Origin of the sequence: Bacillus sp. FSL W8-1141 (assembly GCF_038593205.1) — a bacterium.
Lineage (GTDB): Bacteria > Bacillota > Bacilli > Bacillales > Bacillaceae > Bacillus > Bacillus altitudinis.
Map to the genome: position 1 here is coordinate 2,977,304 of NZ_CP151973.1, position 23,231 is coordinate 3,000,534.

Annotated in this window: 25 protein-coding genes; 7 read left to right on the forward strand and 18 right to left on the reverse strand. The window is 42.4% G+C overall.

The window, feature by feature from the left end; translation table 11 throughout:
* Window positions 1–72: 72 nt before the first annotated feature.
* The 5 genes from thrB to yutH all read right to left on the reverse strand — a co-directional run bounded on the left by thrB (window position 73) and on the right by yutH (window position 5,670).
* Window positions 73–1,005: a homoserine kinase gene (gene thrB, locus NSQ52_RS15405; RefSeq protein ID WP_342473532.1), complete on the reverse strand. Its 933-nt coding sequence runs from the start codon at window positions 1,003–1,005 to the stop codon at window positions 73–75.
* Window positions 1,002–2,063 (reverse strand): threonine synthase, encoded by a 1,062-nt coding sequence (gene thrC / locus NSQ52_RS15410; RefSeq protein WP_048002236.1) that lies wholly within the window; start codon window positions 2,061–2,063, stop codon window positions 1,002–1,004. Before thrC ends, thrB begins: the two co-directional genes overlap by 4 nt.
* Window positions 2,063–3,364: a homoserine dehydrogenase gene (locus NSQ52_RS15415; protein WP_024719752.1), complete on the reverse strand. Its 1,302-nt coding sequence runs from the start codon at window positions 3,362–3,364 to the stop codon at window positions 2,063–2,065. Before NSQ52_RS15415 ends, thrC begins: the two co-directional genes overlap by 1 nt.
* A gap of 222 nt (window positions 3,365–3,586) precedes the next feature.
* Complete coding sequence (locus tag NSQ52_RS15420; protein ID WP_017367983.1) at window positions 3,587–4,555, reverse strand: D-glycerate dehydrogenase; 969 nt, start codon at window positions 4,553–4,555, stop codon at window positions 3,587–3,589.
* Between the two features lie 74 nt (window positions 4,556–4,629).
* Complete coding sequence (yutH, locus tag NSQ52_RS15425) at window positions 4,630–5,670, reverse strand: spore coat putative kinase YutH (protein WP_035389301.1); 1,041 nt, start codon at window positions 5,668–5,670, stop codon at window positions 4,630–4,632.
* Between the two features lie 113 nt (window positions 5,671–5,783).
* Here yutH and NSQ52_RS15430 point away from each other — a divergent pair, with 113 nt between their 5' ends.
* Window positions 5,784–6,284: a phosphatidylglycerophosphatase A gene (locus NSQ52_RS15430; protein ID WP_024719755.1), complete on the forward strand. Its 501-nt coding sequence runs from the start codon at window positions 5,784–5,786 to the stop codon at window positions 6,282–6,284.
* A 42-nt stretch (window positions 6,285–6,326) separates the two neighbouring features.
* Here the strand turns inward: NSQ52_RS15430 and NSQ52_RS15435 are convergent, their stop codons facing one another.
* From NSQ52_RS15435 to NSQ52_RS15445, 3 genes are read right to left on the reverse strand one after another with little or no spacing between them, the layout of a single operon-like run.
* Window positions 6,327–7,097, reverse strand: a complete 771-nt coding sequence (locus tag NSQ52_RS15435; RefSeq protein WP_008346835.1) for a TIGR01457 family HAD-type hydrolase — start codon at window positions 7,095–7,097, stop codon at window positions 6,327–6,329.
* A 21-nt stretch (window positions 7,098–7,118) separates the two neighbouring features.
* Window positions 7,119–7,553, reverse strand: coding sequence for a DUF86 domain-containing protein (locus NSQ52_RS15440; protein ID WP_017367989.1), 435 nt, complete (start codon window positions 7,551–7,553; stop codon window positions 7,119–7,121).
* 19 nt (window positions 7,554–7,572) lie between these two features.
* Window positions 7,573–7,848 carry a YutD-like domain-containing protein gene (locus NSQ52_RS15445; protein WP_008346837.1) on the reverse strand — a complete coding sequence of 92 codons (276 nt, stop codon included), beginning with the start codon at window positions 7,846–7,848 and terminating at the stop codon, window positions 7,573–7,575.
* A 120-nt stretch (window positions 7,849–7,968) separates the two neighbouring features.
* Here NSQ52_RS15445 and NSQ52_RS15450 point away from each other — a divergent pair, with 120 nt between their 5' ends.
* Window positions 7,969–8,604, forward strand: coding sequence for a YhcN/YlaJ family sporulation lipoprotein (locus NSQ52_RS15450; protein ID WP_259253412.1), 636 nt, complete (start codon window positions 7,969–7,971; stop codon window positions 8,602–8,604).
* A 39-nt stretch (window positions 8,605–8,643) separates the two neighbouring features.
* Here the strand turns inward: NSQ52_RS15450 and lipA are convergent, their stop codons facing one another.
* On the reverse strand, window positions 8,644–9,540 hold the full coding sequence (lipA, locus tag NSQ52_RS15455) for a lipoyl synthase (RefSeq protein ID WP_008360456.1): 897 nt from the start codon (window positions 9,538–9,540) through the stop codon (window positions 8,644–8,646).
* A gap of 323 nt (window positions 9,541–9,863) precedes the next feature.
* Here lipA and NSQ52_RS15460 point away from each other — a divergent pair, with 323 nt between their 5' ends.
* Window positions 9,864–10,808 (forward strand): M23 family metallopeptidase, encoded by a 945-nt coding sequence (locus NSQ52_RS15460; RefSeq protein ID WP_226650614.1) that lies wholly within the window; start codon window positions 9,864–9,866, stop codon window positions 10,806–10,808.
* Between the two features lie 81 nt (window positions 10,809–10,889).
* On the opposite strand, the gene NSQ52_RS15465 is transcribed toward NSQ52_RS15460, so the two are convergent.
* Window positions 10,890–11,120: a hypothetical protein gene (locus tag NSQ52_RS15465; RefSeq protein ID WP_008346846.1), complete on the reverse strand. Its 231-nt coding sequence runs from the start codon at window positions 11,118–11,120 to the stop codon at window positions 10,890–10,892.
* 223 nt (window positions 11,121–11,343) lie between these two features.
* On the opposite strand from NSQ52_RS15465, the gene NSQ52_RS15470 reads away from it, so the two are divergent.
* Complete coding sequence (locus tag NSQ52_RS15470) at window positions 11,344–11,808, forward strand: DUF2691 family protein (RefSeq protein ID WP_342467574.1); 465 nt, start codon at window positions 11,344–11,346, stop codon at window positions 11,806–11,808.
* A 77-nt stretch (window positions 11,809–11,885) separates the two neighbouring features.
* Here the strand turns inward: NSQ52_RS15470 and yunB are convergent, their stop codons facing one another.
* The 4 genes from yunB to NSQ52_RS15490 all read right to left on the reverse strand — a co-directional run bounded on the left by yunB (window position 11,886) and on the right by NSQ52_RS15490 (window position 15,387).
* Complete coding sequence (yunB, locus tag NSQ52_RS15475; protein WP_007500406.1) at window positions 11,886–12,656, reverse strand: sporulation protein YunB; 771 nt, start codon at window positions 12,654–12,656, stop codon at window positions 11,886–11,888.
* Between the two features lie 69 nt (window positions 12,657–12,725).
* The gene (locus NSQ52_RS15480) at window positions 12,726–13,031 is read right to left on the reverse strand and encodes a DUF1805 domain-containing protein (RefSeq protein WP_007500404.1); all 306 of its coding nucleotides are present in this window, start codon (window positions 13,029–13,031) and stop codon (window positions 12,726–12,728) included.
* A gap of 67 nt (window positions 13,032–13,098) precedes the next feature.
* Window positions 13,099–14,472 carry a bifunctional UDP-sugar hydrolase/5'-nucleotidase gene (locus NSQ52_RS15485; protein WP_096881814.1) on the reverse strand — a complete coding sequence of 458 codons (1,374 nt, stop codon included), beginning with the start codon at window positions 14,470–14,472 and terminating at the stop codon, window positions 13,099–13,101.
* Window positions 14,473–14,535: 63 nt separating this feature from the next.
* Entirely contained in the window at window positions 14,536–15,387 is an 852-nt protein-coding gene (locus NSQ52_RS15490) for a DUF72 domain-containing protein (RefSeq protein WP_041091849.1), read from the reverse strand.
* 318 nt (window positions 15,388–15,705) lie between these two features.
* Between NSQ52_RS15490 and NSQ52_RS15495 the strand changes: the two genes are divergently transcribed.
* Window positions 15,706–16,878 carry a helix-turn-helix domain-containing protein gene (locus NSQ52_RS15495; protein ID WP_342473533.1) on the forward strand — a complete coding sequence of 391 codons (1,173 nt, stop codon included), beginning with the start codon at window positions 15,706–15,708 and terminating at the stop codon, window positions 16,876–16,878.
* A 64-nt stretch (window positions 16,879–16,942) separates the two neighbouring features.
* Entirely contained in the window at window positions 16,943–18,100 is a 1,158-nt protein-coding gene (locus NSQ52_RS15500) for an oxalate decarboxylase family bicupin (protein ID WP_008346857.1), read from the forward strand.
* Between the two features lie 48 nt (window positions 18,101–18,148).
* On the opposite strand, the gene NSQ52_RS15505 is transcribed toward NSQ52_RS15500, so the two are convergent.
* Both NSQ52_RS15505 and NSQ52_RS15510 read right to left on the reverse strand, forming a co-directional pair.
* Window positions 18,149–19,342, reverse strand: coding sequence for a tetracycline resistance MFS efflux pump (locus NSQ52_RS15505; RefSeq protein WP_008346860.1), 1,194 nt, complete (start codon window positions 19,340–19,342; stop codon window positions 18,149–18,151).
* Between the two features lie 163 nt (window positions 19,343–19,505).
* The gene (locus tag NSQ52_RS15510; protein ID WP_024719764.1) at window positions 19,506–20,741 is read right to left on the reverse strand and encodes an alanine--glyoxylate aminotransferase family protein; all 1,236 of its coding nucleotides are present in this window, start codon (window positions 20,739–20,741) and stop codon (window positions 19,506–19,508) included.
* A 173-nt stretch (window positions 20,742–20,914) separates the two neighbouring features.
* Here NSQ52_RS15510 and NSQ52_RS15515 point away from each other — a divergent pair, with 173 nt between their 5' ends.
* Window positions 20,915–21,793 carry an endonuclease gene (locus NSQ52_RS15515; RefSeq protein WP_035701278.1) on the forward strand — a complete coding sequence of 293 codons (879 nt, stop codon included), beginning with the start codon at window positions 20,915–20,917 and terminating at the stop codon, window positions 21,791–21,793.
* Between the two features lie 120 nt (window positions 21,794–21,913).
* Here NSQ52_RS15515 and NSQ52_RS15520 read toward each other — a convergent pair whose 3' ends face one another.
* Window positions 21,914–22,372 carry a hypothetical protein gene (locus tag NSQ52_RS15520; protein ID WP_235672186.1) on the reverse strand — a complete coding sequence of 153 codons (459 nt, stop codon included), beginning with the start codon at window positions 22,370–22,372 and terminating at the stop codon, window positions 21,914–21,916.
* 125 nt (window positions 22,373–22,497) lie between these two features.
* Window positions 22,498–23,217: an IucA/IucC family C-terminal-domain containing protein gene (locus NSQ52_RS15525; protein ID WP_113747021.1), complete on the reverse strand. Its 720-nt coding sequence runs from the start codon at window positions 23,215–23,217 to the stop codon at window positions 22,498–22,500.
* Window positions 23,218–23,231 lie beyond the last annotated feature (14 nt).

Sequence of the window (23,231 nt, forward strand, 5' to 3'; positions counted from 1 at the left end):
ATAGTTCGCTTCTCTAAATAATAATCCCTGCTTTTGTTATGAAAAACAAGGATAAAAAAAGAACGTGCGTCTTCACAGCACGTTCTTCATTTGATTCACAGAATGATGCTCGACGACGACACCTTCTACCGGCACCGTCAGCACATCCACTTCACAACGCGGGAAATTTTGGGCAAGCTGCTTTTTCAGCGCTTCTCCCTTCCCTTTTTCCACTAAGGTCAAAATAGTCGGCCCAGCACCGCTTAATGCCGTTCCATAAGCTCCTTTTAATGAAGCAACGTGCTCCACCTTGGACAACTCTGGGACAAGCATCGTGCGGTATGGCTGATGAAATAAATCTTTATTCATCATTTCCCCTACAAGCGGCCAGTTCTGCGTCATTAAGGCGGCGACAAGGACGTTACTCACTGCACTCGCACTTACGGCCTGTTTATAGGAAAAATCCTCTGGCAGGACATCACGGGCATCCTTTGTGAGCACTTCATAAAAAGGAATCACGACGACGACATCTACATCCACATGCTGCACTTTAACGGCATGTGTCTTGTCTTCTTCATGAAGACCGATGAGTAAACCACCGAATAAAGAGGCACCCGCATTATCTGGATGACCTTCTACCTCACTTGCAAAAAAGAGCTTCTGATCATCGGTCATCTTTAATTCAAGCAACTGATTGGCGAGCTCAATAGCGGCGACAATGGCAGCAGCGCTGCTACCCAGCCCCCTTGCTAATGGAATATCACTCCACACTTTGACATGAACAGGCGGGAGTGTTTTTCCAAAGTCATCTGCGACCTTTTTAGCTGTTTGGTAGATCAGGTTATCGGTGCCTGATGGAATACCAGACACGACATCTGTTTCTGCTTCAAACAGCCAGCTATCATGGTCATAGACCGATAGCTTCAAATAGCGGCTGAGCGCCATTCCGACTGAGTCAAAGCCTGGTCCTAAGTTGGCAGTGCTTCCCGGTACTGTGATTGAAAAAAGCATGGAGGCGTTACTCATACGCGTGCGGCCTTTTCTAAATGTTCCAGAATTTGATCTTCATCTGCATCCAGTGTGACCGGTTTGATGTGTGAAATATCAATCGCCGTATTCGGATCTTTTAATCCGTTTCCTGTCAGTACAGCGACGACTTTACTGCCTGGCTTAATTTCTCCAGATTTCACTTGTTTGAGTACACCTGCAATTGATGCACAAGAGCCTGGCTCTGCAAACACACCTTCTTCACGTGCGATCAATTGATAGGCATGAAGAATTTCTTCATCTGTCACTTCATCAATTTTCCCGTTTGACTCATCTGCCGCTGCTACAGCTTGCTTCCAGCTTGCAGGGTTTCCGATGCGAATGGCTGTTGCGACTGTTTCTGGCTGCTCAATGACTTCATTTCTAACGATGGCTGCAGCTCCTTCTGCTTCAAAACCACGCATGACTGGCAGTCCCGTGCCTTTTTTCTCATGATATTCTTTGAAGCCTTTCCAGTACGCTGTAATATTCCCCGCATTTCCAACAGGAATCGCCAGTACGTCCGGTGCGGAGCCTAGCTGCTCACAGATTTCAAATGCCGCTGTTTTTTGTCCTTCAATTCGGTATGGATTAACGGAGTTAACAAGTGCAATCGGTGCTTTTTCACAGATGCTGCGGACAATTTTCAGCGCATCATCAAAGTTGCCATCAATGGCAATGATCTCTGCTCCGTACATGACAGCCTGCGCCAGCTTACCGAAGGCAATTTTTCCATCTGGAATGATGACAATACATTTCATATCAGCACGGGCTGCATAAGCGGCTGCCGCTGCAGACGTATTCCCTGTCGATGCACACATGATCGTATCATTGCCTTCTTCTTTTGCCTTTGCGACGGCCATGACCATCCCGCGATCCTTAAAAGAACCTGTAGGGTTGACGCCTTCTGTTTTCACATGAAGTTCAATCCCAAGCTTTTCAGATAGCTTTGCGAGATGAATCAGCGGTGTGTTTCCTTCATTTAATGTTAGTTTAGGTGTGTGTTCGTTTACTGGTAAAAATTCTTGAAATTCTTCAATGAGTCCATTCCACTTCATCAGCTTAAACCGTTCCCTTCTACTCGGTACGTGCTCTTCACTTGAACCACCACGTCGAGATCGTTTAATGTTTGCAGGATATTTGAGAAATCTTCTTCTGATGTCTGATGTGTAATAATCACAATTTCAGCAAGCTCATCATGCCCTTTGACAGGAAGCTGAAGGATCTTTTCAAAGCTGATGCCTCTTTCAGAAAAAATCGATGTAATGCGGGAGAAAGCTCCGACTTGATCTCTCACATGTATTCTTAAAAATTGCTGAGCAAATACTTCGGATGATGATTTGATTTTCTTCTCAAATTGCGGTGCAATAAATCCACTGCCATTCACACCAAGACGCATGTTTTTCATAACAGCGACTAAATCTGAGACTACAGCTGTTGCCGTTGGCAGGCTGCCTGCTCCAGGTCCGTAAAACATCGTTTCTCCGACAGCACTTCCGTAAACATAGACAGCATTAAATTCATTGTTGACGGAAGATAACGGGTGATGATCAGGAAGTAAAGTTGGCTGTACGCTGACCTCCACTTTCTCTCCGTCTCTTTGGGCAATTCCAATCAGCTTCATTGTATAGCCAAAACGTTTACTGAAATTAATGTCCTCGTCCGAGATGTCAGAGATGCCTTTCACTTTCACATCCTCTAAGTCTACATTCATGGAAAAGCCGAGTCTTGCCAGGATGGCCATCTTTCTTGCCGCATCCAGTCCTTCTACATCCGCCGTCGGATCTGCTTCTGCAAAGCCAAGATCCTGCGCTTCTTTTAATACATCTTCATACGCGCTTTTATCGACATTCATTTTTGTTAAAATAAAGTTCGTTGTCCCGTTCACGATTCCCATCATTTTTGTGATGCGGTCAGAGGCTAAACCTTCCTCTAGTGTACGCAAAATTGGAATCCCACCTGCGACACTTGCTTCATAGTAAAGGTCACAGCCGTTTTCTTTTGCTACATGTAAAAGCTCTGTGCCATATAGCGCCATTAAATCCTTATTGGCTGTAATGACATGCTTCTTCTCATTTAGTGCATCTATTAAATATTGTTTTGTCTCTTCAATGCCGCCCATCACTTCAATAATGACGTCGATCTCTGGATCTCGAATCACATCGTATACTTCAGTTGTGAAGACCTCTCTTGCCACATCCACATCTCTTTTTTTATCGGGATTGCTCACAAGCACTTTTTGTATTAATACCGGACAGCCGATCTGGTGCATTAATTTATCCTGATGATCTTGAATAATCTTAACGACACCGCTCCCCACTGTTCCTAATCCTAGTAGTCCAACTCGAATTGCCTTCACCTGAAATTCCACCTTTCTCCGTAAATGTCCTCTCTAAAAAGACATTTGTTAACCTAACACAGACATTCAATGTACACACATTATAAAGGGGTATCCTCATTTTGACAAGGTAATAAAATAAGAGAATATGAGAATGAAACCGCTTAACAGCTATTTATATCAAGATTCTATATTTTCAAAATATTTTTGTGAGAAAAGCTCCCGAAGCCGGGAAGCTTGAGATTACGCCTGAACTGGCGTTTTGGCTTGCTGATCTTGCAGGACAAGCGCAATATTTTCAGCACATAAATGCATCATGTTTTTTCTCGTTTCAACACTTGCACTTCCGATATGAGGAAGCACTGTCACATTTGGTAATGTCGTTAACGGGTGATCTGGGCTGACTGGCTCCTTGCTAAATACATCCAGACCTGCTCCTGCAATTTTCCCTGTCGTGACAGCATCATATAAAGCATCTTCATCTACCGTCTGCCCTCTGGAAACGTTGATGAAGTAAGCCGTGTTCTTCATCTGCTCAAATGCTTTCTTATTAAACATTTCTTTCGTTTCAGGCGTTAAAGGCGTCAAACAAACGATGAAATCAGACTGCGTAAGCAGCTCATCAAATGCGGCATAGGTCACACCTAGTTGCGCTTCTGCTTCTGGCTTTCTTGAACGATTATGATACAGAACATTCATATCAAAACCTTTTGCCCGCTTGGCCAGTGCGGTTCCAATACTGCCCATTCCGACAATCCCTAACGTTTTATGATGAACATCAGCACCGGCTAGAAGAAGCGGCCCCCAGCCTGTCCAGTTCCCATCCTTAATCCAATCACTCGCTTCGACAATTCGTCTTGCTGACGCCATCAAAAGCGCAAAGGCTAAATCAGCCGTCGATTCTGTTAAGACGTCCGGTGTATGACATACCGTGATCCCGTGCTTTTTAGCTGCCTTTAGATCAATATTGTCATAGCCGACCGCGAGATTCGCGACCACTTTTAGATTTGGAGCATTTGATAAAAGTGCCTCATCTACTTGATCTGACAGCATCGTGAGCAGCCCATCTGCTTGAGCCGCTTGTTTTTCTAACTCTTCTCTTGGACACGGCTCATCCTCGCTCGTCCACATATCAATATGAGCGACTTCTTTTAATGGTGTAAGTGTTGTTTCATCAAGCTTTCTTGTGATATAAACATAAGGTTTCGTCAAGAAGAACACTCCTTTGGTTGATTTCTTTAAGCATAACGAAAAACGCCTCAAGAGAAAAGAGACGTTTCGTCTGTTCACTGAAACTTCAAATCAGCGGATTGATGAATCCATCCAACAGGAGGAATGAGATGCCCACCGCTGCGCATGGCACTCAATTCTTGAAACACCTTGAGAAAATATTCGTAGCGGTTCGCATCATTTAAAACGTAATCTAATCGTTCTTCATAATAAGATTTTTCATTTTCTCCTGACATATAATAACCTTCGACAATTTCAAAATAATGAAGCGGAAACAGAAGACGGCTGTACAGCAGTCGCTTTGAAAATGATGAAAGAGGCGTAACCTGCTCATATTGCTGCAAAAAGGAAAATCCCTCTTCAATTAAATCCTCCTTATGCTGGACAAAGGTTTCTCTTAAATATTCCGCGATATCTCTTGTTGGATGGTCAAATACCCAGTCAACAGGTAAACGAAGCGGCTGCTCATGTGGCCAGGTCATACGTGAAAAGCGCTGATGACAAACAGTTCCTGAATCACATTCTTTTGGTTCATCATCAAGCTCTGTATCCACTAAATATTGAATGGCATTTTCCGTTAATCCGAGATAATACGGAAAGGATTCAATGAATTTCTTTTCAAATCGTTCAAGTGGTTTTTGATGCATTTGCTGCATCCAAAAGCCTTCCAGCTGGTCTAACCGTTTTGCCCATAATTCCTTCCAAGCTCCGACACGTTTTGTTTCAGACACCTCATAAGGAAACCCTCTCCCCCTGACATGAAAGGCCGCCAGCTCTGATGCGTGCTGAAATGAACGGCTTGTAACCCGCGGTGCTGCCTTTAATAGAGCGTACAGTTCTTTTCCATGGGTAAAAGTCGGTTTCTCTTCGTTTGTTAATTCAAACACGGCAACGTATGGGTCACCGTCATTCAGTAAATACTGACTGATATGATAAAGCTCTGTGAGTTCTTCTTCTCGCAAATGAGACACGGGAACAATGATGAAGAGAGCTTTCGCCGTTTGAAAGCTCTGATAACTGCCATATGGCATAAATTGACGCACATCAATACCAAATGTGTGATAAATGGTTTCTTTCATGATTTCACCTGCGTTCATAAAATCAGTCTCTTATCATATCGTAGTCGCAGGTTGAGGGATTTATGAATACTATTTACTATCCGAAGCTATTTCACACGTTGTGGACAAATTACGAGGATTGGGTGAGGAACATGCCGCATCATCATGAGATGAACGAAGTAGAAAAAACAGCAAGACGCCGTTTACAAGAACGAGGCGTAACCATTCAAGATATAGCAGACCTTGTCTTCTTTTTACAGGAAAAATATCATCCTGGCTTAGACATGACAGAGTGCATCCACAATGTGGAACGTGTCATCGCAAAACGTGAAGTCCAAAATGCCATCTTAACAGGCGTTGAACTAGATGTTCTCGCTGAGCAAAAAAAGCTGACAGAACCGCTGCAATCCATTCTTGAAACAGATGAAAGTCTATATGGTGTGGATGAAATTTTATCCTTTGCCATCGTTAATATTTATGGCTCCATCGGCTTTACGAATTACGGATATATCGATAAAGAAAAACCAGGGATTCTTGGGAAACTCAACGATAAATCCTCAGGCGAATGCCACACCTTTTTAGATGACATTGTCGGTGCTATTGCTGCGGCAGCATCAAGCAGACTGGCACATAGTGCGAGAAATGCAGAATAAAACACAAAAGAGGACGTGCGTCTGACGCTTGTCCTCTTTTCATTAAGATAATCGTTCAATCCACTCAGATAATGAATCAATGACATAGGTTGGCTGTTTGTCATATTTCTGAAGCAGCTCTTTTGTCGTGACGCCTGTATGGACAAGCAGTGTATCCATCCCTGCATTCATCCCTGCCATAATATCGGTATCATAGTTATCGCCCACCATGAGCGTCTCTGACACATCTGTCCCGAGCACCCGCATGGCCTGTTCCATAATGATAGACTCTGGCTTCCCGATAAATGTTGGCTGCACTGTTGTCGTAACCGTCAGCACAGATGTTAACGATCCATTTCCAGGTAACAGCCCTCTTTCTGTCGGAATGGCAATATCTCCATTTGTTGAAACAAATTGTGCACCTTGACGGATCGCAATGGCTCCTACCGCTAGTTTTTCATATGTAATACCGCGGTCTATTCCAACGACAACGAAATCAGCGTCTTCTTGACCAAACGACAGTCCTTTTTCTTCGATGGCCTGCTGAATGCCTTCTTCTCCGATCACATACACCGAGGCATCTTTCTTTTGTTCTGCGATATAGTTTGCCGTCGCCATACTGGTTGTAAAGACTTGTTCTTCCGTTGCTGGAATATCGAATGAAACCAGTTTTTCTGCTACTTGCTTCGGCGTGCGTGAAGAGTTATTCGTGACAAACAAATAAGGGATGTTCAACTCATTTAACTTGTGAACAAATTGCCCCGCCTCTTCGATCTTTTCTGTTCCTTTATACATCGTCCCGTCTAAATCAATTAAATAGCCTTTGTATTTCATGCTGCATACAACTCCAATGGTTTATTTAAACGCTGATACTGGTCCAAGCTCCTGCTCCAAGTAAGTGCGAATTCGATTCGGGAAGACTTGCAGCGCCTGTTCTACCTCACTGATGACCTGCAACAAATCGTGATGAACCACTTCTTGGTATTGCTGAACAAGTGTTTTACGGCACGAGACCAGTTTTTTCAGGTGAGTGCCTTCTTCTGTTGGTACAACTTTTTCGTCCACAAGAATATCCATGATGTCGTCATAGCTTCCTGGGTCCCGCATGATAAAGCCGTCAATCATATCATTTCCTGTATCAAGAATACATTCGACGAGCAAATGAACAATTCGTTCCAGCGCTTTTTTTTCTAAAGGGCTTGACCATGTTTGATGACTGCGCATCAAATTATATTGCTCCTCAAAAAAACGTAATGTCTCTTCAATCTTCTTTCTGTCTACGAAATACATCATGACGCTCCCCTTTGCGTTATTTTCTAATCCGCTTTAAGACAAAATAGGCACAGCCAAAATTACAGTATTCATAAATGTATTCATCGAGTGTACTGATTTTTGTATCGAATGTGGCCTTTTGGTTTTGGTCATCAAAGAACCCCTTCAGCCTAAGCTGGTTATAGCCCCAATCCCCCACAATATAATCATACTTATTTAAAATATCTGAGTACCTTGCTTTAAACGCTTCCTCATCAAAGCCGTCTTTGATTTCTCTGACAAGATCAAAGGTAGCATTCTGAATGACGATCATCTTCTCACCTCTTTTTAAACGATCCACCTTTAATGATAATTCATTGGAACAACTCCATCAATTGCTAAAGCATGTTTTTTCCGATTTAGCCGAAGCTAAAGAAAAAAGGAGGTCACATTTATGATGAAACAACTGACAGCCACTATTCTCCTATGCATGCTTTTAGGCGGGTGCGGCTTTCAATCCGGCATGAACCGGCAAGTGGATGAAGATTCTTCCAGTAAGACAATTCGCCTGTCTGATCGTCATGAAGGAAATAATTCCAACATGCCAGAAGCAGATACGAATCGAGCAGGCTATGTTCGTTATCAGCGCCAGCAAGTAACCGATCAGAAGGAAAGAACCCCTGCTTTAAATCGTGAGCATCTTGCCCACGTGATTACAAGTTTAGCCATTCAGCTGCCAAATATAAAGGATGCAGCAACACTTGTCACAGACGAGGATGCCCTCATTGTGTATCGAACAGGCAACAAAAAACGAGATGAATCAGCCGATCAAGTGAAAAAAACAGCGGTTTCTGTTCTCCCTCGTTATTATCATGTGTACGTCTCTGATAACCCAGAGCACTTTCAATCCATTGCCAATTTTTCACGTCTTCAAACCAACTCACGTGATTTTGATCAAATTTTAACGAAAACGATTCAACAAATGAAATACTCTCCTCAAGGCGGAGATATTTCAACGAAAGAAGATGCCAATGGCATGACGAATTCCGATCGGACCATGAGACGAAACGCACCTTACGGCCAAAATTAATACGAGAAAAAACGCCAGAGAGCTCTGGCGTTTTCTTTGTTATGCTTGCGCCTGACGCTTCTTAGACGCTTCGTTTACTTGTTCGTCTGCATGATAAGAAGAACGGACAAGCGGTCCAGCTTCACAGTGGCTAAAGCCTTTTGACATGGCAATTTCCTTCAGCTCTGCAAACTCATCTGGATGGTAGTATTTTTGCACTTTCAAATGCTTTTTCGAAGGTTGTAAATACTGACCAATTGCCATGATGTCGACGTTATTAGCAAGAAGATCATCCATAACTTCAATGATTTCTTCCTTCGTTTCACCGAGCCCAATCATAATGCTTGATTTCGTTGGAATGTCAGGCTGCATTTCTTTTGCACGACGCAAGAATTCCAATGAACGATCGTATGTAGCCCGTGCACGAACTCTTGGTGTTAACCTGCGTACTGTTTCAATATTGTGATTTAAAATATCAGGGCGTGTATCCATTAACGTTTTCAAATTATCATAATTGCCACCCATGTCTGAAGGGAGAACTTCAATTGTTGTGAATGGACTTTTTCTTCTAATGGCACGAACAGTTTCAGCAAATACGCCTGCTCCGCCATCTTTTTGGTCATCCCTTGCAACCGCTGTTATAACAGCGTGCTTTAAATTCATCAAAGCCACTGAATCTGCCACGCGTTCTGGCTCTTGCAAGTCTAACTCAGTAGGAAGTCCGGTTTTCACCGCACAGAAACGGCATGCGCGCGTACAAACAGATCCGAGGATCATAAATGTAGCAGTTCTTCTCACTGCCCAGCATTCGTGAATATTCGGACATTTCGCTTCCTCACAAACGGTATGCAGGTTGTTTTCCCGCATCATTTTTTTCAAACCGGTATAGTTTTCATTCGTATTCAGCTTAATTTTAAGCCAGTCCGGTTTTCTTACGTGCTCTTCCTTCTTTGCCAATTCCATCATCTCCATATGAATTCGTTAAAGGTGCATATACAATCATCTTCCTGCTATATACGATGGATGCAGCTGTTGCCGCAAAAAATTGAATCTTCGGCCTAAGGCCTTTTCTTTAGACACTTTAACATAGTACAGATTGAACAACAAGGGAATGAGCTGCAAAAATACCCAAAAGACTCCTAAAATAACAGAAGAAAATTACTAACATTTTCTTCTTATGAAATAACGTGATCAAACCACACTAAACGGTAGAAGGTATGTTCGAAGAAAGGAGATGGACGTTTGTGAAAGTGGTTTTAGCGATCATCATCGCTCTTTCAATGATTCCCGCATCAGTCCATGCACAAGGGGCAAACAAACAGCCCGATGAATTAAAACAGCGAATGGCACTGTATGAAAAGATCGCCATCACCACACAGGTCCCGTGGTATGTACTTGCTGCGGTTGATCAGTATGAACACAATATACGCAAAAGCAGAAGAGATTTACCAAAACAAACAGGTGTGATTGGCATCTACATTCCCCGGGAAATGTGGATGGGACCAGAAAATCCCAATAAGCAGGATACCTCTCCATTAAGCATTAAAGTGTTTGACGGTATTGGACTTGATGGTAATGGGGATGGAAAAGCGGAAATCGATAACGATGAAGATGTCCTGTTCACGTTTGCTCAATACTTGCTCCATTACGGCAGCAGCATCGATCAATTAAAAATTGCGCTGTGGGATTATTACGGACGTGATCAAACCGTTGGAATCATTTCATCTTTTATGAAGCTCTATAAGCATTACGGCCATCTTGACCTTGGAAAGCATGCGTTTCCTCTTCCGGTTGGCGCTGACTACAGCTACAGGAGTACATGGGGTGATGCGAGAGGCTTTGGAGGCAGAAGAATTCATGAGGGCACTGATCTGTTTGCTCATTACGGTCTTCCTGTTCGTGCGACATCGTACGGCGTGATTGAAATGAAAGGCTGGAACCGCTTTGGCGGTTGGCGGATCGGCATTCGAGATATTCATAATCATTATCATTATTTTGCCCACTTAAATGGCTTTGCAAAAGGACTCAAAGCTGGGCAGATTGTAGAACCTGGTCAAGTCATCGGATCAGTCGGAAGCTCCGGTTACGGTCCACCTGGCACAGCAGGAAAATTCCCGCCACACCTTCATTACGGCATGTATAAAGACAATGGACGAACTGAATGGTCGTTTGATCCTTACCCTCATTTAAGGGCATGGGAAAGAGCCGAGCGGAAACGTCGATAAATAAAAGGGGAAGTTTAGCGATACCGCTTGCTTCTCCTTTTGATATGTATCAACATTTCCCCGGTCATCACTTGTCTACAGTTACTGCTTATGCTTCTCTTTCAATCCTAAAACTAAAAAAAGAATACCCATGATGAAAAAAAGGAGATACACAACTGTTACTTCGAGTGGAATCATGTCAAACATCCCTCTAAATAAGTCGACACTCAAACTGTCACTCCCAGCTAATAATATCGATGCTGACATATACTTAGCACTAAATACAATGGCAAATACTAAAAAACAAAACCCGCTTACATGAATTTTCTTCATATCAATCAAATCCTCCTCTCACCTTCATAACAGACGATCGTGAAAAACAGCCTTCAGGATAGCTACACTATTCAGAAAAGGAAAACAATGAACATTTATCATGGCACGTGATCCGTATGGAATCAAGTGGTTAATTAGGATAAGATGAACAGATCACATAAAAAAAAGTCTAAGCATCACAGCCAATGAAAGATTACTTCACAAAGAGTTAGGAGGTTGTTTTTTGAAAAGAGGAATGACTTTTACCATTCCAAATGAATACGGAGTCTTCCTTGGAGAAGTGCTAAAACCGATCGACATCACCAAATTCAGCTGGCGAATCGATACCGAAGACTCGAATATACTAGTTGATGGCCAAAAAGATGAAGAACTTTTTCCTGAAGGTAAAACAGAAATGGACGGTATAGAACTCAAACACCTCATTGAAAACAAGACGCATTATATGATTTTCGCCGATTTACAAGCATATCCAAAAGGGACATTGTCTCATATTAAGACCTATGAAGAATTTATTGAAAGCCAATGCGAGCTTGTTCTTTTAGTGGCCGATTGCTCCTATGTCACGATCTATTGCAAAAATAAGGGAACACTCGAATGGCTATACAAGAATGCAGTTGAATGTGGATTTGAAGACGTGACCTATATCACCGATGAAAATGATGCAAGGACAAGACTGTCTGTTTCGTAACAACAAAACGTTCATCACAAAAACACTATATGCAATCACAGTGTATGAAAAAACAGCCCAATCCGTCCATTGGGCTGTTATTCTTTCTTCTCCTTTTTTTCTGGCAGAACAATCGATGGAGCGCCTGAATTTGTTCCGCTGCCATTATAATAATCTGGGACATCTCCTTGAACGGCTTGAATGGAGACAGGCACGGAGTTTTTGACGACGATGGTTTCTGAGGCGAATGGGATGATGACTCTCACCTTCACCTCAATGAGTACACTAATATCAATCAAGGCATTGTTGATGCCATAAGGCTTAATGTTTTTTTCAACGTCCGTATGCGGGTCACCAATGACACTGAATCGTACAGGCACTTTTGGTCCTAGGTTGGCGATAAGTGCATTTCCGGACGCTTGCCCAAGCGGAATGTTATATATAATGCCGTCATGTCCATCTGTTTGATCCTTTAATGCTTCTTTTGCCTCTTTTTGAAAATTCCCCTTTTCAATGTCCTCTAGATTTTTTTGAAGGTGACGTGACAGGTCAGCCATTGCTTTCGATGTTGCTTGCGCATTGAAGTCGATAGTTGTCACTTTTCCGTTCTCACTTGTATTCATCACAACCATATCCTTCATATTCTCCTGATCATCTGCAAAATCCTGAACAGAATATTGGATGAGATGATTGGCGATTCGTTCTGTTTCTAGTTCAGCAATGTGAATCAACGTTGGTTTAATGGAACGATTGATGAAGAATAGGCTAATGACAGTTGAGAGCACAAAAAATAATATGGCAAGCAGCATGACATAACGAAATGGCAGAGGGCCCTTTTTATAGGGGCGATAACGGCGGTTCAATCTCAATAAAAAATCCCCCCTTCTCCATTACAAGTGTATGCAGACAGGCGGGGGGATAGGAATCATCTGTTCATTTTATTTCACCATTTTTAATAATGCATCTCTTCCAATTGTGCCAGCATGAATGCCGAGCGACTCAGCGGCATATGTCACAGATTCTAAAGGTGCATCCAGCAATTGCTCGATGGTTCTTACACCGACTGCTCTTCCTGCGATGATTCCTCTATCTGCAAGCTTTTCATTTAGGAGCCCGACATCAAGTGCACCGCACATAATATAACCATGCTCATTTGTCACTGCCATGAAATTGGTCTTTGGCAGTTTGACGGTGACGGCTGTAAAGGAATGGCCATCAATTGTAATAGGTGTTAAATTCACCATATCCCTTCACTCCCTTCAACACAATCTATGTGAAGGGAGGGCAAGTGTTGTTAGGCTGGAGCGGATTTCACTTTGCGTCCTTCAATCGCCAGCTCAGGACATCACGTAAAAATTCAGGCATGAAATATTCAATGTGTTCATGGTCACGTATATGGGGAAAAAGAGAGCCAAGTGTATACATATCCACTGTGCCAACCGTATAGGAATCATCTTCTTTGACGAGTTGATCGTTTACATAGACCTCTTTTACTCGTTTGGCTTCGCCCTCTTCTAATGAATAAGTCAAACCGCTGTATAGCATTTTCCCCATCAGTTCGCCTCTAAATCCAAAGCCTTTGATGCGTAGCTGTTCCATTTTTTCTTCACAGCCACGAGACACTGTTTCGATCAATTGCTTCCCAGTAAGCTTCACCCGAATTGGATTAATGGGATGCGGGCATATCCGGTGAATGTCTTCTCTTGTGACGATGCCAGCCTCTAATGAATCAAGCACCATCCCAGCATTCATCATGCCGATATCTGCCTCGCACCATTCTTTAATGGCATCTGTTAAAAGTTGCGGAAGCTGAGAGTCATCAAACCACTTTGTTTCGAGCTTTGATTTAATGGATGTCACTTTTTCCTGCATGAGTGACTTCGCTCGTCTTTCTGCTTTCTGTAAAGTCGTGATCGCTTCATCGGATTCACTGATCAGCTGGTCCACTGATTGCACCGTCGCTTTTTTCTCGATGAGCTCGCTACTCGCTGTGTCAATGGTCAGCTCGACACAGCCAATATAATGCCCATACTTTTCAGCACATGCAAGAAGAACGCCATTATCCATCTCGCCCTGTTCTAAAAGATGATGCGTATGTGAGCCTAAGATGATGTCGATTTCCGGGAAGTCATGGGCTACCTCTCGATCATGGATGATGCCCAGATGGGAAAGAAGAACAATGACATCGGCTTGTCCTTTCACTTCTTGTAGCATCTCCCGTATGCTCTCAAATGGGTCTGTAATGTCCCAGCCCAGCTTTTCATAGACAGGTGTATACGCAATGGTCACCCCTAAGACGGCGATCTTCAGTCCATTTTTCAACGTGATCACTTCATAAGGCTTTGCCCACGATGGTCTTTTGCCTTTTTCAAATAAATTAGATAAAATCACCGGGAATTGCGCGTCTTTGTACAATTGGTCGAGCTGCTCATGAGGCAACGTAATGCCTTCATTATTACCAATTGTGACTCCATCATAGCCAAGCTGATTGAGAAGTTTGACATTCACTTTTCCATAATCCGCTTCTGATACAAGGTTTACTCGATCCATATGATCGCCAATATCAAATAAGAGCATCTGATCGTGAACTTGACGCTTTTCTTCAATATAAGCTGCGATTTTTGGCCAGTTTTCAAAGTGGCTGTGCAAGTCGTTTGTATGATATAACCATAGCTTCTGCAGCATGTTGATCTCTCCCTCAAGTTGTCACTGAACCGTATCGTTCAAATTGAAAGCCCCAGCTCTCGTTTAACTAAATAAATCTAACTGCTTCGGGGATAAGCTTGAATACGTCAAATCCAGCAAATCAATCATTTGCTGGCCATTCGCTGCCGCATCTCCGCCTGAGTTATTATTAAATACGACATATACATCTTTCGATTGTTGATGCAGGATGTCGATGTTCTTTTTCCATTCCTTTAGTTCAGCTTCATTATATAAATATAAGTAACGAACTTCACGCCAGTTCTCATGATCTGCCGGGTGAAGCCAGCCTTGTTTATTTCTTCCGTGGAAACGGACCAATGTTTTGTCACGATGTGTGGCTTTTATGACTGGCGGTATAGACCCTTCTCCGACTTGCGGTTCATCACAGACGGAATGAATCCACCCTTCTTTCTCCATAAAGGATAAGGTTTGTTCATAAAACTCGTCTGAAAACCAAGTTCGGTTTCGGAATTCGAGTGCACAAGGGATGTCCCCCATCTTCTCCTTACACCATCTTAAATAGTGGACGTGCTCCTTTTTGCAATCAAACCATGGTGGAAATTGAAACAGAACCATCGCCAGTTTCCCTGCTCGAATGAGAGGAGTCAGTGAAAGAATAAAGGCATCAAACATTTCTTCCTTTGAAGCAAACGGGATCTCGCCTCTTTGATGCCCGGTCATTCCTTGATATGCTTTCACAACAAATTGAAAGGCGTCTGGCGTATCTTTTATCCATTTTTCATGGTTCCGCTCAGGCTGAACAGCATAAAAGCTTGCATCCAGTTCCACAATGGGAAACGTTGATGCGTAGTGAAACAGCTTTTGAGAGCTGCCGATTCTCGGCGGGTACAGACTGTCATGATCTCCCCAGCCAGTTAATCCGATATAAATCATCTATCTCACCTCTTGCCACTTGCTTGTCTAAACGGATTTTCCCATTGAAAGTCTTTGTTTCTTGGGATACCCATCTTTCTGAAAGAAATTCTTCTGTCTACAACATATCATATTTACCCATTTTTCTGAATGAAGATGACTGATGTGACGTGATTTTGCCCTGCCATCTTTTTTGTGATATTACATCACAACTTTCTATCTAAATTGAATGGAGCTGATAACATAAAATTGATATCAGAGACTTTGACAGCGATTGTCCATTTTTTTATTCATCTTCACCAAAGGCTTCAGCTCTAAAAAAAAGGAGAATGAGTGGATATGAACATTGTCGATCATCATGTTGAAGCATTGCAAAAAGTGGCCCAAAGAATTCATCAACCTGTCTATTTGATCAATCAGTATGGACGTATTCTTTTCACCTCACCCCAAGGTATGACAAATCCAGATTGGATACAAACGCTCCGCTTGTTTCACAGTACGCAGCAGCATTATTTTTCTATGGTTCATTCAAAAGAAAGCGTTTCTGTTTTTCCTATCTATATAAACGAACAAGCTTATGATTATTTAGTCGTTCCAGCCTTCATTCATCCTCAAGACGACATGGGGCTGCATTTGATAATTGAACAAGCTGTACATGCCATGTCCATTTCACGCATCAAACAACATGCCATCAAGCAATCCACAGAGCGAGCAAAAAATGAATGGTTTCGCAAATGGATGGAGGGGACGATTTCCTCAGAGCAAGATGTTGCCTGTCTGGCACGCATGTTTGGATTAAACACAACGATTCCCTATTTATGTATCGTCTCTCAACTTGATCAGAACAGTCATTTCAGTTGTTTCCTTAAGCAGCAAACCCTTGTAGATGATGTGTTTGCTTTACTTGAAAGCACCCTTTCGCACTGTCCATATCCCACCTTTCTTTTTGTCAAAGGTGATATCGGCATCTTCCTTATAGAAGAGACTGGCGGCTGGCTGGCAATGAACAAATCGATCTGTTCTTTTTTAAAACAAATGCAGATCCTTATTAAACAGCATGTGAATACCACCATTTCCTTTGGTGTAAGCTTAAGCGGTTATCTTATCACCGATCTGCCAAAAGGATTCAGTGAAGCTGCCTATGCTCTGCAATCAGGCCAGCTCTCATTACGAGCTGAATATATTCAGTTCTACCAAGCAAAAGATGTGTCAGATTTACTGAAGCTCATCCCACCAAAAGATTTAACAACATTCTATGAGCGGTATCTCCACCCATTATATGAACAATCACAAGTCGATCCAAACCTTCTCCACACCTTATCTGTTTATGTCGAAACACATTGCCATATTTCAGAAACAGCCAAACGTTTATCTGTTCATCGCAACACCGTGATATATCGACTGGAGAAATGTGAAGAACTGCTCCAGATCAGCCTAAAAGATCCTGATGCAACATTGCGCTTGCGATTAGCTTTGCGGATTCAAAAGCACCTTTCATCCGATTCCAATTGAATCTTTTTTTCTTACGCCTCATATATTTTGGAGGAGAAATGTGAATGACAAGGAGTGGTGTCAAATGGATGAGGAGATTCGTCACATCCCGCAACCGATTCGAGACGATGGGGCCGGCGCAACCGATTTAGGCCCGCGAGACGTTCTGCGCGATATGGAGAACCCAGATATGTTCGTTCCCCCTAAAACGGATGCGGGGACGATTCCTAATTTAAAATTTTCATATTCTGATACACATATGCACTTGAATCATGGCGGCTGGTCGAGGGAAATTACCGAGCGAGAGCTGCCTGTTTCAACAACGATTGCTGGTGTAAACATGCGGCTTACGCGCGGAGGTGTTCGTGAGCTTCATTGGCATAAGCAGGCGGAATGGGCATATATGATTTTAGGCAAAGCCCGGATCACATCTGTAGATGCAGAAGGACGGAATATGATCGCTGATGTAGAAGAAGGAGACTTGTGGTATTTCCCACCCGGTATTCCGCACTCCATTCAAGGTCTTGAGGATGGCTGTGAGTTTCTCCTTGTGTTTGATGATGGTGCTTTTTCTGAATTTGATACGTTCACCATCACAGACTGGTTTGCTCATACACCAAAAGACATTCTTTCTGCTAATTTCGGCGTGCCAATCAAGCTGTTTGATCACATTCCACATAAACAGCGCTATATGTTTCAAGGCTCTTCACCGGCATCCATTGAAAGCCAAACCGTCTCTGATCCATACGGCGGCATCAAACCGCCATTTACCCACCAGCTCCTTCGTCAAAAACCAATCGTGACCTCTGGGGGAACCGTGCGAATCGTCGACTCACGCAATTTTCCAGTATCTAAAACCATTGCTGCTGCACTTGTGGAGGTAAAACCTGGCGGGATGAGAGAAATGCACTGGCACCCGAATAATGATGAGTGGCAATACTATTTAACCGGTACAGCCAAAATGACGGTTTTTGGAGCAGGCGGGACAGCTCGCACCTTTAATTACAGAGCAGGTGATGTTGGTTATGTTCCTTTCGGGATGGGGCATTACATACAAAATATCGGGCAAACGAGCCTTTGGTTTCTAGAAATGTTTAAAAGCGATCGATTTGCTGATATTTCATTGAACCAATGGATGGCCTTAACCCCTCCTCAATTAGTGAAGGAGCATTTGCATGTAGACGATGCATTGATTCATGCGCTGCATAAAGAAAAATCACCAGTCGTGAAGTATGAGCGATGACGAAAAAAACCGATCCATTTGTGCTGATCGGTTTTTTCTATGCTGTCTTTACGATACGGCATGGGAATGTTGCTGCGCTTTTTTCGCCCATAAAATAGAAGCAATGAAACTCATACAAAGCACCAGCGTTCCAAACATAAATGGCAGCTCAATATTCACATCAAATAAAATACCCGCAAGACTTGGCCCGACGATATTCGCAAGGCTCATAAAGGAGGTATTGAGGCCGCCTGCTACCCCCTGCTGATTCCCTGCCATTTTAGATAGTAATGTATTGAGAGCTGGACGAACAAACGAGGTGGCCGATAAAAACAAAATGGAGCCCGTAAAAATCAGCCAAAAGGAAGGGGCAAAGCGGCAGGCGATCAGCATAAACGCCGCAGCTAAAAGGGCATAACGGACGACACGCATTTCGCCAAATCGTTTCACAAAGGTATTTACTAAAGCACCTTGAACGATGACACCCGCAAGTCCAGCTACCGTAATGACAAATGCAATATCCTTCGGTGTAAAGCCATGTTTTTGGTCCACATATAAGCCAAAAATCGATTCAAAATGAATGATTCCGAAATTCAAAACAAAGGCCAAGATAAACAAAAAACCATATGGTGTTTTTAAAGCCTGAATCATCTGCGTAAAAGGATTGAAATGAAGCTCTTTATTCAATCGTGCTTCTTCCTGCTTTTCCTTTGTTAAAGTTTCAGGTAAGAACAAGAAAGACAACAGCGTCGACAGGGCTGCAAAGGAACCAGCGATGAGGAAAGGAAAAGCAATCCCAAACTCAACCAAATAACCGCCTACGCCTGGTCCAATGACAAAGCCTAACGTCATTGCTGCACTAAATAGCCCCATTCCTTTCCCTCGATCCTTCTCACTTGTGATATCAGCGATGTATGCAAACATGGCGGGCATGAGTAAAGCTCCGGCAGCACCACCAAAAAACCGAGACACAAACAGCATCCAAAGCTGATCCGCAAATGCAAAAATAAACTGGGCAATCGTAAAGCCGGCAATCCCGGCAATAATCAATTTTCTGCGTCCAAATCGATCAGTCAGCGCTCCAGCGACGGGTGATAAAGCAAATTGTGTGAGGCCAGTTGCAGCAACGAGGAAACCAAGTGTTTTCCCAGTTGCGCCAAAGGCTTCAATATAACTTGGCATGACAGGAACGATCAGACCAAATCCAAGCATGGCAATAAAAATATTGAGCATCAAAATGTACAATCTGCCCATTTTTTTCATATTAAAACCTCTTTCTTCAAAATAAATGAAAATGATGACAAAAATGATAAGAACTTCTTCAGTATAGCGATATCGCTCTCTATAAGTCTAGTTTTTCAAAAAACAGCGTTTTTTCCCAAATAAAAAATACCCGCTGGTGGCGAGTATTTTGAGTATCCCTTTTTTATTCAGCTTGTTCATAGATGGAAAGAGCCGCCTGTAACCCAGCGCCACAATTGATGGCTGCGCCGTATTTCATCAAGATGGCTTCAAGGCCTGCTAAAACAAATAGAATATTTTCCTTTCGGCAGCTATAGCCCATTGAGCCAATTCTCCATATCCGTCCTGCAAGCGGTCCAAATGAACTCGCAATTTCAATTCCAAAATGATGAAGAAGATCAGCCCGGACCGCTTCTCCGTCGATATCATTTGGAATGACGATACACGTCACGACCGGCATTTTGCAGTCTGGATCACCAAATAATTCAAGCCCCATCGCTTCAAGTCCTGCCATTAAAGCCTTTTCATGAAACAAGTGGCGTTGAAAACGTTCCTCCAGACCTTCTTCTAGTACAAGTCGAACCCCTTCTCTCAGTGCATAAAGCATCGTTGTCGCTTCTGTATGATGATTTAACCGCCTCGGGCTCCAATAATCTTGCAGCTGGCTTAGATCAAAGTAATTGCTTTTGATTGGAGAAATGTCTACCTGTTTTTGCAGTTCGTCCTGTGTTGCAATCCCTTTTTCTACTTTCTTTCTCGATTGTACGACGTCTGCCACTCGTTCATTATATGTGATCGGTGACATCCCTGATGGAACAGACAAGCATTTCTGCGAGCCCCCAATTGCCGCATCGATTTTCCATTCGTCTACCTTGACCTCGACACCACCAATTGTCGCCACAGCGTCTACAATAAAAAGCGCATCAAGCGCTCGGCATGCTTCACCAATTTTCTCAAGCGACTGTAATCTTCCGGTAGATGTTTCACCATGAACCATCGCAACAATTTTCGGCTTGACTTGATGCATCTCTGCGATGATGTCGTCTTGCTTAAAAACCGTTCCCCATTCACATTCCATTGTATGTACCTCAGCACCATAGCGCTGTCCAATTTCAATCAGCAAATGACCGAAGCGTCCAAAGACCGGAACAAGCATCACATCTCCGGGCTCGATCACACTGGCAAGCACAGCTTCAAGCCCTGAGCGGGACGTCCCATCAATTGGATAAGCCCATTCATTTTCTGTTTGAAAAAGTGATCGTAATAAGGTCATCGTTTCATTCATGATCTCTGTAAATGCAGGATCAAATTGACCAAGAATTGGTGTACTCATCACTCGAAGGACTCTCGGATCTACTTCGACAGGTCCTGGTGTCATAATGGTTCTAGTAGGTGTGTGTAGTTCTTTCACGTTATCCATCCTCTCCCTTGCTGTGTCCATCCTTATATGCCCACTTATACAGCAATGCTGATAAAATAGCAATCTCTTTTCTTACGAATTGGTTACATAAAATTTACGATAAATCCATTTATTTCTTTATGGCAATATGATAGAACTAAAGAGTATGCATTCCCTATGAAGGAGGAAATAGAATGAAAAGATCTTTATTTGGAACTGTGGCCGCCGGAATCATGATTTTCGGTACATTTGCCGCTCCGCTGCCTCCCGCTGCAAATGCTCAAGGCTTTACTCTGAATGAACCGAGTCAAACCATCACCTTTTCCCCGTTACAGCTACAAACCGAAACATCTGCTCAACATGCGAAAACAACCGCTTCAAGTCAAATTGATTCCTATTACCAATCTGCTGCTGGCAAATCTGGACCTGCTCTTAAGAAAGCATTACACGATATTATTGATGATCATACGCAGCTATCCTACAGCCAGGTTTGGGATGCATTAAAGAAAACGGATGAAGATCCAAAAAATCCAAGCAATGTGCTTTTGCTCTATAGCGGTATCTCCAGGTCAAAGCAAGCAAATGGAGGAAACGTGGGACAGTGGAACCGGGAGCATGTGTGGGCTAAATCTCACGGCAATTTTGGGACGAGCCAGGGACCTGGTACAGATCTCCATCACCTTCGGGCAACAGACGTACAAACGAATAGCACACGAGGAAATTTAGATTTTGATATAGGCGGAAATGAATACAAGGGAGCGCCGGGCAACTTCTACGACAGCGACTCATTTGAACCTCATAGCCGGGTGAAAGGAGATGTAGCAAGAATGCTCTTTTATATGGCCGTCCGATATGAAGGTGATGATCATTTCCCAGATTTAGAATTGAACAACAAAGTGAATAATGGAAGCGCCCCTCTTCACGGCAAAATGTCTGTCCTATTGAAATGGCACAAGCAAGATCCAGTCGATCAAATCGAACGGAATCGTAACGAAATCATCTATCAAACGTACCAGCACAATCGCAATCCTTTTATTGATCACCCTGAATGGGTAAGCGATATTTGGGAATAAAAAAGAGAGGCACTGCTATGAACAAGCAGTGCCTCTTTCCATTACTATCTCTATAAAAGATGATCATACAACATCAAACACACTTCTCATCTTATAAAGATTCTGATCATTATGTTATGTTTATTCCCCAAATTTACTAATAATAATTCTTTCTACATTGCGATCTAAACAGAAAAATTCTATTTTGATATCATGCTTTGAATCCTTATAGCCTAAAATTTCATATCCCTGATCGTCATTTCTACGATAATAATTTTCACCTAGATAATCATAGATATCTTTTTTAGTTGAATGAATATTTATTGTGTTGTTTATATTACTTTGATTATTTTCTAAAGAGATTGCCACTATTTCTTTTCTATTATTCACTTTAAAATAATTTGAATTTGAAGTTTTAATCCACTTGTTTTCACTATAGTTTCTCTTTATTAATCCCAACTTCAATTCTCCCACCTTTAATTCAGTAAGATTTGTACTTTTTACTTTAAGAAAAGAGATGTGGTTTTTAAGTGGTTGAATGAAGAACAAGCCAATGATGATGATGAAAATAAAGATGATATATATGATAATTTTTTTCATATCAGTTCCTTCCATAAATGATTATATAATGAAACAATATAACATAAATATCATATTTAAATTTATACATAAATATTTAAGAAAAATCGAATCTAATAAAAAAACACCTTGCATAAGGTGTTTTTTTACTTTAGCGGACAGACGAGACAATAATCAAGACTTTCCGATTTCTTCTCAAGCTTATAATACATACAGCAAGTCTTTCGATTTGATGTGTCTAGCAAACTTTCATCTAAATTTAAGCTGTGCTGAAAAGGATTTTGCTTCACTCCGAAAAGATCACCCGATGCCTTCTTCAGAAACAAATAATCCTCCCGTACGCGCTCTTTCATTTTAGGCTCTTCCGTTTCTCGCATCATGCTACGGTAAAGAGAATTGATACGTACCGCTACATTTTCCCATAAAATCGAATACGGAAGTCTTGAAGTACGTTTCAATACATCTAAAAGAGGTGTGACACACTGCGTAAATAGCATGCGGACGACCTGCTCTCTCCACTCATGACGATCTCCTTCTAACTGAACAAATGAACAGAGCGTTTCATCTAGCTCAATTTTACGATCTTCTCTAAAGACACACGCCTCTGGTGAAAACCGGTAGACAGCATCATACATCGTCATCAAGTACAAAGTAGAACTAACAGCTAAATAGGCATAGCGTTTTGAAAACATGGACGCCGCCACTGCTATATTCGGTGCATGCATCGCTTCCTTTTCAGCTTCTAATAAACGTCTGATAGATGCTTCTGAAAAAAGCGCAGCAAGTGTGCGATCAGATGTCATTGGTCCATTTGTGATGTGTACCCCGAAATCAAGTAATTCTCTCTCAACCCACTCTGGCTTCATATCAAAACCCCCAT

Coding starts and splice junctions, on each gene's coding strand:
- thrB (WP_342473532.1), bottom strand. CDS start 1,005: ATGAGTAACGCCTCCATGCTTTTTTCAATCACAGTACCGGGAAGCACT.
- thrC (WP_048002236.1), bottom strand. CDS start 2,063: ATGAAGTGGAATGGACTCATTGAAGAATTTCAAGAATTTTTACCAGTA.
- yutH (WP_035389301.1), bottom strand. CDS start 5,670: ATGAACGCAGGTGAAATCATGAAAGAAACCATTTATCACACATTTGGT.
- NSQ52_RS15430 (WP_024719755.1), top strand. CDS start 5,784: ATGCCGCATCATCATGAGATGAACGAAGTAGAAAAAACAGCAAGACGC.
- NSQ52_RS15435 (WP_008346835.1), bottom strand. CDS start 7,097: ATGAAATACAAAGGCTATTTAATTGATTTAGACGGGACGATGTATAAA.
- NSQ52_RS15440 (WP_017367989.1), bottom strand. CDS start 7,553: ATGTATTTCGTAGACAGAAAGAAGATTGAAGAGACATTACGTTTTTTT.
- NSQ52_RS15445 (WP_008346837.1), bottom strand. CDS start 7,848: ATGATCGTCATTCAGAATGCTACCTTTGATCTTGTCAGAGAAATCAAA.
- NSQ52_RS15450 (WP_259253412.1), top strand. CDS start 7,969: ATGATGAAACAACTGACAGCCACTATTCTCCTATGCATGCTTTTAGGC.
- NSQ52_RS15460 (WP_226650614.1), top strand. CDS start 9,864: ATGATTCCCGCATCAGTCCATGCACAAGGGGCAAACAAACAGCCCGAT.
- NSQ52_RS15465 (WP_008346846.1), bottom strand. CDS start 11,120: ATGAAGAAAATTCATGTAAGCGGGTTTTGTTTTTTAGTATTTGCCATT.
- NSQ52_RS15480 (WP_007500404.1), bottom strand. CDS start 13,031: ATGGTGAATTTAACACCTATTACAATTGATGGCCATTCCTTTACAGCC.
- NSQ52_RS15485 (WP_096881814.1), bottom strand. CDS start 14,472: ATGCTGCAGAAGCTATGGTTATATCATACAAACGACTTGCACAGCCAC.
- NSQ52_RS15490 (WP_041091849.1), bottom strand. CDS start 15,387: ATGATTTATATCGGATTAACTGGCTGGGGAGATCATGACAGTCTGTAC.
- NSQ52_RS15495 (WP_342473533.1), top strand. CDS start 15,706: ATGAACATTGTCGATCATCATGTTGAAGCATTGCAAAAAGTGGCCCAA.
- NSQ52_RS15500 (WP_008346857.1), top strand. CDS start 16,943: ATGGATGAGGAGATTCGTCACATCCCGCAACCGATTCGAGACGATGGG.
- NSQ52_RS15505 (WP_008346860.1), bottom strand. CDS start 19,342: ATGAAAAAAATGGGCAGATTGTACATTTTGATGCTCAATATTTTTATT.
- NSQ52_RS15510 (WP_024719764.1), bottom strand. CDS start 20,741: ATGGATAACGTGAAAGAACTACACACACCTACTAGAACCATTATGACA.
- NSQ52_RS15515 (WP_035701278.1), top strand. CDS start 20,915: ATGAAAAGATCTTTATTTGGAACTGTGGCCGCCGGAATCATGATTTTC.
- NSQ52_RS15520 (WP_235672186.1), bottom strand. CDS start 22,372: ATGAAAAAAATTATCATATATATCATCTTTATTTTCATCATCATCATT.
- NSQ52_RS15525 (WP_113747021.1), bottom strand. CDS start 23,217: ATGAAGCCAGAGTGGGTTGAGAGAGAATTACTTGATTTCGGGGTACAC.